The sequence below is a fragment of the Aeromonas sp. QDB14 genome, from assembly GCF_027707845.1.
Classification (GTDB): Bacteria; Pseudomonadota; Gammaproteobacteria; order Enterobacterales; family Aeromonadaceae; genus Aeromonas; species Aeromonas caviae.
The window spans coordinates 1-3,606 of the sequence record NZ_JAPCJD010000145.1 but is presented as its reverse complement, the minus strand read 5'-3'; the positions used below and the strand labels follow the sequence as shown (position 1 = coordinate 3,606).

Genomic DNA, 3,606 nt, shown 5'->3' with positions numbered 1-3,606 from the left:
CGCGGCCAGTATTACTACCTCTATCTGATAGAGGACATCTACAGCCGCAAAGGGGTGGGCTGGGAAGTGCATGAGCAGGAGTGCGGCGAACAAGCGGCAGCCCTGCTGCAACGGAGCGTGTTGCGTGAACAGTGCTGGAAGCAGCCACTGGTCTTGCACTCGGACAACGGCGCGCCGATGAAGTCGGTCACGCTGCTGACCAAGATGCATGACCTGGGTGTCACGCCCTCGCGGGGACGACCGCGGGTCAGCAACGATAATCCGTACTCGGAGTCGTTGTTCCGAACGCTGAAGTACTGCCCACAGTGGCCATCAGACGGCTTCGCCAGTCTGGAGGCCGCCAGGGAGTGGGTGCGTGACTTTGTGGCCTGGTATAACGACGAGCACCGGCATAGCCGAATTCGCTTCGTCACCCCGGGAGAACGGCATCGGGGCGAAGATAAGCTCTTGCTGGCGAAACGGGATGCAGTGTACCAGGCCGCACCGGCGCAACACCCATCGAGGTGGAGTGGCAAGACGCGAAATTGGACACCGATCGGCGCCGTGATGCTGAATCCTGAGCGGGCAGAACCAGAGCAAAAACAGGCAGCTTAAAACAGGTTTACACGACAACTATCTTGAAAAACGCTGCTTATTCGCACCTTCCTTAGGTGATGAATTCAGGGTGAAGAGCCAAAGAATGACCGGCGAGGGGCCGCCGGTCGGTGAGCAGGGGTTGCTTGCGAGGGAGTTACTGGGCTTGCAGGGTGCCGGTGGTCAGGTCGATGCGGACGTTGCGATCCGGGGTCGGATCATTGACCACGCCGTAACCGACCAGGCCGATCAGGGGCACCATCTGGCTGAACTGGGCCAGCACGCTGTCGGGCACCTGACCTTGCAACTGCATGGCGGTGAGCTGCGCCGTCATCAGCGCCTGCAACTGAGTGGCATTGACCTGGGTCAGCCAGCCGATGGCAAAGCGCTGACTGGCACCGAGCGCCGGATTGCTGCCCTCATCCCCGGCATAGTGGGCCTTGAGCAGGGTGGAGATGAGCGTGGTCAGGGTGGTGGCCTGCAGTTCGTCTTTCGTCACGCCGCTCGGCAGCGCCGCCAGCATGGCCGCCTCCCCTTGCGCCTGATCGGCCTGCGGGTCCAGCCCTTGACCGACCAGATAGAGGTCGCACATCAGGCTCCACAGCGGCCGCTTGAGCAGCAGGGAATCCAGCAGATTGGCCAGCGAATCCGGCACCTCCAGCCCCAGAGCCGCCAGCAGGTTATCCGCCATGGCATCGACCAGCCCTTCGAGATCGGCCTCCGGCACCTCGGCTTGCACCGCCTCGATATCGGTATTCACGCTCAGGGTCTTGGCCGGCAAATCCAGCACCAGCTGCCGCATGGAAGCGGGATAGCTGACGGTGGCCCCGGTCTCGATGTCGATCAGGAAGTTGCCATTGCCATAATCGCGGCGCGCTATGTCGTTGGCATGGAAGTGGCCGGTCAGCAGCAGGTTCACCCCGGCCTCGGCCAGCGCCCGCGACACGTATTCGCTGCTGGTCTGATAGGTGATCTGCCCGGTGCTGCCATCGGCGGCGGTGAAGGTCTCGACATAGGGCGACCACTGCAATCCCTGCAGGTAGGAGGCCTTGCCCGCGCCATCCAGCACATAGTCCGGGATCAGCAGGTTCTGGCCGGTAAAGTGTTCGATGCCGCCAAAGTGGCTCATGGTCAGCAGCACCTTGCCCTCGGCCTTGGCGCGCTCGGCCATGGTTTTGACCCAGGCCCAGGTCTGCGCCCGTTGCGGCGCCAGCAGCGAGCCGCCGGTTGGCGGATAGTCCTGCCGTCCGGCCTCCGTGGACCAGTTGCTGGTCGCCTCCGGCAGCGAGCTATTGGCCAGATCCAGCGCCAGCACCCAAAGGCCGGGCACCGGCTCGCTGACGTAGGAGAAGGAGTGTTCATCCCGCGCCACCGCATCCTTAAAGCCGAAGTCGGCATAGAAGCGGTCGAAGCGTGGCACGTCATACAGCGGCGTACCGTCGGTGTGCTCCATATAAGGCGCTATGGATCCGACCTCGGCCCCCAGACTGTTCTGCTCGAGGAAGATGGAGCCGTTCGTGCCATAGGGGTTGTTCATATCGTGATTGCCGGGGATCAGCAGCACCTTGACGCCCTTGGCCTGCACCTGGGAAATCGCCTCGCGCAACCACTCATGGGAGTACTGTTCGCCATCCTTGGTCAGATCGCCGGTGATGAGAATGACCTGATTGCCCGCCGCGACCAGACGATCCAGCGCCGACTGCACCAGGGCCTGGCTCTGCAAGAAGGCCTTGCGATCCTTGCCGATGGCCTCTTCATAGGCTGGCTCACCCGGCACCCCGCCCAGCTTGACCGCATCGAACACATGCACGTCACTGATGACGCCAATCTTGACCACGCTTTGCGGGGCCGCTGTTTCGGCCTCATCATCGCCACAGCCCGCCAGCAACAGGGCCGCTGTCAGTGCAGATAAAACCAATCCCGAGCGCATTATGGAACTCCCTTCTTGTTTTTGGAGTACTGACTCTAGAGGGGGAATATGACAGCCAAATGACGCTGGTGTGACAGGGAGACGAGGGCTGTCTCCCTGTCTCTCGGCCCGGGCCGGTCGACCGCTGCCCGACCCGGCCGATGGCGGCTGGTTTCGGTGAACCCGCCATCGGCGCAACCGTTCGCCCTGAGCTTGTCGAAGGGGACTTAATCTCGGCTTAACTCATTGATGAGTTTGTCCGTTTCCGGCTTGATTCAGTTCCGACTTGGCCGGTTCCGCCCTGTCGGCTGAGGCGATTTGCCAACCTGCCGTTGGGGGGGCGGGTAAGGACCGAATCCGCGGTCCTTAACAATCCTACGGCTGGGCGTATGCCGACTGTCGGGAAATCCCCGGGCTCTGGGGTTCTCTCCACCAGCCGGGAGCCACACGCCATCCCTGGCGTGACGCTCCCTTTTGCGGTCATCCTGACCGCGCACCGATTCCGTTCACCCCGCCACCCGGCCCGACAGACGGCTTCGAGTTTCGGCGATTAAGGGCAAAAGCCAGAAGCCGGGGCTGCCTGACCGAGCACCAAATGCACAGATGTCATCTGGATCAACTGTAGGAGCGAGCGCAGCTCGCGAAGCGGTTGTTCTGCCGAGGTGATGCCAACAATTCCCTTGAATCCCCTTGAATCCCCTCGAATCCCCTCGGATCCCCTCGAATCCCCTCGAATCCCCTTTGGGCGGTCAAAATGTGACTCAGCCCATGTGTATCCATTTTCTCCAGCAGGAAAATTGCGGTAGCTTGAGGATTCAAATAGAGCAAGGTCGCTGTCAGTCATAACAGCACATCCAGGATGAGATGCTCAGGCACAGAGGCGGCCGCAAGCCCCTGCGGTAGCCATGACGGTGGCTGACTGATTCGCTCGAACCCCGCGCCTCCGATACGCCCTCGGGGCTCGAAAATACGCACAAAAAGGCCGATTGAACCTTGAGCTGGGATAGGGAAGCGTGTGGCGCAGTTCCCTTTACGTGTTGGGGCTAAGGAAGGTGCGAACAAGTCCCTGATATGAGATCATGTTTGTCATCTGGAGCCATGAAAAAGGGTTCATCATGAGTCAT

The 3,606-nt window shown here is 61.2% G+C and carries 2 protein-coding genes; one reads left to right on the top strand and one right to left on the bottom strand.

What is annotated here, in order from left to right:
• Window positions 1–594 (top strand): integrase core domain-containing protein (locus PG887_RS21935; RefSeq protein ID WP_270822909.1); only part of this gene is annotated, 594 nt, incomplete at its 5' end.
• Window positions 595–730: 136 nt separating this feature from the next.
• On the opposite strand, the gene PG887_RS21930 is transcribed toward PG887_RS21935, so the two are convergent.
• Window positions 731–2,503 carry a metallophosphoesterase family protein gene (locus PG887_RS21930; RefSeq protein ID WP_270822908.1) on the bottom strand — a complete coding sequence of 591 codons (1,773 nt, stop codon included), beginning with the start codon at window positions 2,501–2,503 and terminating at the stop codon, window positions 731–733.
• Window positions 2,504–3,606: the final 1,103 nt, after the last annotated feature.

Bases quoted from the DNA above. Each gene is read 5' to 3' on its own strand.
- PG887_RS21930 (WP_270822908.1), bottom strand. From the start codon at position 2,503: ATGCGCTCGGGATTGGTTTTATCTGCACTGACAGCGGCCCTGTTGCTG.